The organism is Candidatus Borrarchaeum sp. (assembly GCF_019058535.1).
Lineage (GTDB): Archaea > Asgardarchaeota > Sifarchaeia > Borrarchaeales > Borrarchaeaceae > Borrarchaeum > Borrarchaeum weybense.
Genome location: NZ_JAHPYX010000180.1, coordinates 1 through 4,666, shown reverse-complemented (window position 1 = coordinate 4,666; position 4,666 = coordinate 1). Strand labels below are relative to the sequence as shown.

General features: G+C 40.3%; 5 protein-coding genes. All 5 read left to right on the top strand.

Features of this window, described 5'->3' with window-relative positions; genetic code table 11:
* A partial coding sequence (locus QVB70_RS10660) for a hypothetical protein (protein WP_287585931.1) occupies window positions 1–190 on the top strand: 190 nt, incomplete at its 5' end.
* Window position 191: 1 nt separating this feature from the next.
* Window positions 192–1,619 carry a universal stress protein gene (locus tag QVB70_RS10655; protein ID WP_287585929.1) on the top strand — a complete coding sequence of 476 codons (1,428 nt, stop codon included), beginning with the start codon at window positions 192–194 and terminating at the stop codon, window positions 1,617–1,619.
* Window positions 1,616–2,572, top strand: coding sequence for an ABC transporter ATP-binding protein (locus QVB70_RS10650; RefSeq protein ID WP_287585926.1), 957 nt, complete (start codon window positions 1,616–1,618; stop codon window positions 2,570–2,572). The genes QVB70_RS10655 and QVB70_RS10650 overlap by 4 nt, the downstream gene beginning before the upstream one ends.
* The gene (locus QVB70_RS10645) at window positions 2,572–3,267 is read left to right on the top strand and encodes an ABC transporter permease (RefSeq protein WP_287585923.1); all 696 of its coding nucleotides are present in this window, start codon (window positions 2,572–2,574) and stop codon (window positions 3,265–3,267) included. Before QVB70_RS10650 ends, QVB70_RS10645 begins: the two co-directional genes overlap by 1 nt.
* Window positions 3,268–3,506: 239 nt before the next feature.
* A complete protein-coding gene (locus QVB70_RS10640; protein ID WP_287585921.1) occupies window positions 3,507–3,875 on the top strand; it encodes a C2H2-type zinc finger protein in 369 nt (122 codons plus the stop codon).
* The last annotated feature ends 791 nt before the right edge of the window (window positions 3,876–4,666 follow it).

The window sequence follows — 4,666 nt, the reverse complement described above, 5'->3', positions numbered from 1 at the left end:
GTTCCCAAGTTACCAGTTCAATGGAGTGGTCGGTTTTGTAGATTCTGAAAATCCATATTTTCGCTTTTTAAGAGCTGCTCGTGAATTATTCGCTTTTGATTCGTTTCATATCCCCCAAATTCGTTATCCTTATGGATTTCTCTTTCATGTGGTAGAAATTCAAGACAAAACTCCGTTTCCGAGGCGATAAAATGTATAAGCGTATCCTTGTGGCCCTAGATGGCTCAATATGTTCAAATATTGCTTTAAAAACAGCACTAGCACTTGCTGAACGAGGAAACCAAACGCATCTCATCGGCTGTCATGTCTACGCCGCTCGCATGCATCGAACTCGCTTTGAGGAAATGGAGCCTGGGTTGCCAGAGTCTTATCAGGAAGAAGAACGTTTAAATTATCTACGCCATGCTCATGATGATATTATTGGAACAGGGATGAAACTCATCTCCGACGCATACTTAGCCCCTCTGATCCAGAAAGCCGAAGAAAAAGGATTGACCTACGAAGGCGTAACTCCTGAAGGACGCAACTATGTGGAACTTCTTCGCGTAATACAAGAGCATAATGCCGATCTTGTTGTGATGGGAGCCTTGGGACATGGACATGTTCCAGAGGGACTCATAGGAAGCTTAACCGAACGCATCTTATTTCTAGCCCCCAATAGTGATATATTAGTAATGAAAAAATCTTTGAATTTCGAAAAGTACCCTATTGTGGTAGGAATTGATGGGAGTGAAAACAGTTATGCAGCCATGAAAAAAGCAGTTTCTATCGCTCGTGCATTTGGTTCCAATGTGGAAGCTGTGGCAGTCTATGACCCTTTCTTTCATACGGGGGTCTTTCAGACGATCACTGATGCCTTACCAGATGAGGCAAAGCAACGCTTCAATTTTGCTGCTCAGGAAAGACTTCACGATGAAATCATAGATCAAGGGCTAGAGACTCTTTACCGAGAGGGGTTGGAACGAAGTGTCTTACTGGCACAATCAATGGGAATAGAAGTCCACCCAAATGTATTAGCAGGAAAGGTATATTCTCAACTTTATCATTACGCTACACTAAGGGGGGCAGGGTTGATAGTGATGGGACGGTGGGGATTGCATCGAGAAAAAGATTCGATTATCGGATCCAATACTTTGAATATCACCAGATTGAGCACTACAAATGTGTTGGTGGTGACTCCTCCAACGGAACCATTAGAGGTGCCTAAACTTACCCAAGAGGTGCAGAATGTCGCATTACCTTGGACGCCAGAAGCGGAACTTATGATGGAACGCGTTCCAATTTTTGCGCGCGAAATGGCACGTCGAGTAATTGAGGATCAAGCTCGGGAAAGAGATCTTTCAGAGGTCACTCCTGATATAGTTCAAGAAATTGCTCAACGCTTAGGAATGAAAAAGGGACGACACGACAAAGAAGTGGCTGATGTTCCAGAAGCTCAAATGGTGAGTTTCCGCAAGATCAAAAGACTTGCTCCCGACTTTCATCGCCATATTCTTCGTAGCAAATTAATAGGACAAACGGTGCGGACAGGTGAGCGTATCTTGGTCTATGAAGTTCTAGAGACGGATCCCCCGGGTCTGGTTAGGGTTACGGAAAAAACCCGTCTGGAGTTTCGATGATGGTAGAAACGCAAGCGACCGTGATCATAGAAGAAGTATGGAAATATTACGGAAAAATTAAGGCTCTTGAAAATGTTAACTTGAGAATTCAGAAGGGTGAGATCTTCTTTCTGCTGGGACCGAATGGTTCTGGGAAGTCTACTTTGCTCAGAATATTGAGCACTATCTTCTCTCCTGATAAGGGTCGATTTTCTCTCTTTGGTCGTGATGGGATAAGAGACCGGGCAGTCATCCGCAAACAGATAGGAATTCTTTCAGAGCATAGTAGTCACTGGGATAGACTTACTGGTTATGAAAATGCTTGGTTTTTTGCTAGTTATTACAATATCCCTCAAAAAATGATAAAAAATCGTTTAAACGATCTTTTTCGTAGGTTTGGGCTATGGGAAAAACGAAATGATGCAGTTGTCACCTATTCTTATGGAATGCGACGCAAACTATCTATTATAGAGGCTTTTGTTCATCAACCAAAGCTTTTATTGCTTGATGAGCCCTCCATGGGCCTCGATTACGTTTCCAGATTGAAGCTGTTTGATCTTATGGAACAGGAAGCACTTAAAGGAACAACAATAATTGTAGCCACAAATGATGTAAATGAAGCATCCCAAATGGCTAAAAGGGTTGCTCTTCTCCGACAAGGAACAGTAGTGATTACAGACGAACCAATGGAATTAGTTAAATCGCTGAAAGCTCTAACTCGGATAACACTTTGGGTAGCTTCCCCCATTCCTTTAACTTCACTTCAGGCTATTAATGGAGTAGAAGGGGTAGCAGCAAATAAGGAAGCAGAAAATAGCTTTCAAATAGTTTTCCTCGTACGCGATGGACGTAAAATCCTGCCACATATTGTAAATGAAGTAGTGAAAGAGAATGGAGCAATTTTAGGTATGGATGTGAATGAGCCGAACCTAGGTGATGTCTTTCTTAAACTAACCAGAGAGGAGATCCACTAATGCTCCCAAGTCGTTATTGGCAAAAGGAATTCTTAGAAGAGATAAAAAGTAAAAGAACTCTAACGATGAAATTTCTACTGCCACTGCTTCTCCTGAGTCCTCTTGCCATATTTTCGATTCCTTACAATATTAAAGCGGGAGGTATTACTGCGGCAGTGCTTTTCATAGGAGTGTTCGGTTCGGCGGTAAAATTAGTACGCCTAAGAGAGAACAGAATGTTAGAACGACTAGCAGTGCTTCCTATACCTTCTGCATATATAGTTTGTGAATATATTTTAATCAATTCATTTTTCGACGGTCTTCAACTTCTTGCCCCATTATTAATAATCTATGGACTTGAGCATTCCCAGCCGATTGCCTTATTATGGATTTTCGCCTGCTATATCGCTTCTCTTTTAACCGCTAATGCTTTAGGTGTATTAGTTACTCTAATATCGGGTACTTCAGGAGAAGTACACCTTTTTGCATTTCTGACTGTTTTGGTGGTGGGAGCACTTTCAGGTCTATTTATGATACTTTTACCCAGCCCGTTGAGGGAGATTGGATTTATAATGCCTTTCCGGCATTTATTAGATGCCTTGCTCTATGGATGGGGATTTTCTCTACCTCAAGTTCCATTTCTTGGGCCGCTTATGGGAATAGCGTGGCTAGTTGGAACTTTAACTCTTTCTTCACGTCTATTCCGCTTTAAATAGACTAAAAACGGGATTTACTTGTCAACTAAGTTATAAATCACACAGGATCAACAGTGAAATGGGCAGCATAGTATTGATGATGATATAAAAATGATGATTTTTATTTTTCAGTCAATATATAAGCGCGTCAATTACTTTTGAGATAGATCTACGTTGTTACTGTTAGATAACACACACACATTCATATAAAATGTAAGAATTCTAAATATTAACAAAAAATAAAAAGAGAAGGTGAAAAAATGTCTAGCTGGAATGAATATGTTGATTACGGCCAGTGTCCTACATGTGGCATGAAATACAAGCATAAGAAAGAACTTCTAGAAAAGTTTAAAGAACATCATGGTATGCCAGGGTTCATTGAAGTGGTGGAGAAACACATGGATGACTATGGAACATGTCCTACATGTCAACTCGAATATAAATCGAAAGAAGAACTGAAAAAACACATAGAAGAGCATCATGGTTTACCAGGTTACATAGACGTAATGGTTAGCAAGCTAGATGAATCTGGCAAATGCCCGACATGCGGACTTGAATACAAGAGCAAAGCGGAACTTGAGAAAACCATAAAACAACATCGTGGTATGCCAGGACCAGGTGCTGTTTAAAACATTAAGAACCACAGTTGTAAAGAAACATAAGTAAAATTAGAAGTGTTCTTGCCACAATATACACTCCTGGCATCTATCTTTTTCTAGATTACAGTATAATTTGGTGACCTACCTCGTGCGAAAGCCTCAAGGCTTCCTGCTTCTCCGACAGACTCGATCCCCTTGCAGGTTACGGAGGTCTTATCTCCACAGGCTTACCATCCCTACGCCCCGTAGATACTCATAGGCTCTATGAGCAACACAATATATAACCCCAACGCAATTCATCACCACGCTGAAGCGGTGGTACTTTCTTGCTTAGCTACCCGTAATAGTTAAACTCTAAAAAACAAATAATTAGCCTTGTTTAAGCCTACCGATAGCAATTGCCTAGGACTATTTTTTCTTGGGTTTCCCACGCAAAAAAAATCGTTCTTGATGGTTTACCATTCCAACGTTATTAAACCTGCATTTCAAGCATTGTTTTCATCCTCTTCCTTACTGATAACTTCGGCGAGTTCGGGGACACGTATTAATTTAATTTATAGCGAGTTCTAATCTTGCCTGATGGACTTCTCTTATTAAAAGAATTTCCTTATATTTTTATCGATGTTTACATGGACTAAAATGAGTGGTTTTCTTAAAAAGTCAACTAGTGTGTTTAAACATAGGTTTTATGAGCATTTAATCCTCTACAGGATCATCACAATAAACTTCACGCCTTTTCGATATCAACTTATATTTTATGGAGGTGAAATAGCAAGATTTATATAATTGTTAACTCTACATTACTATTGATAACTCTACAT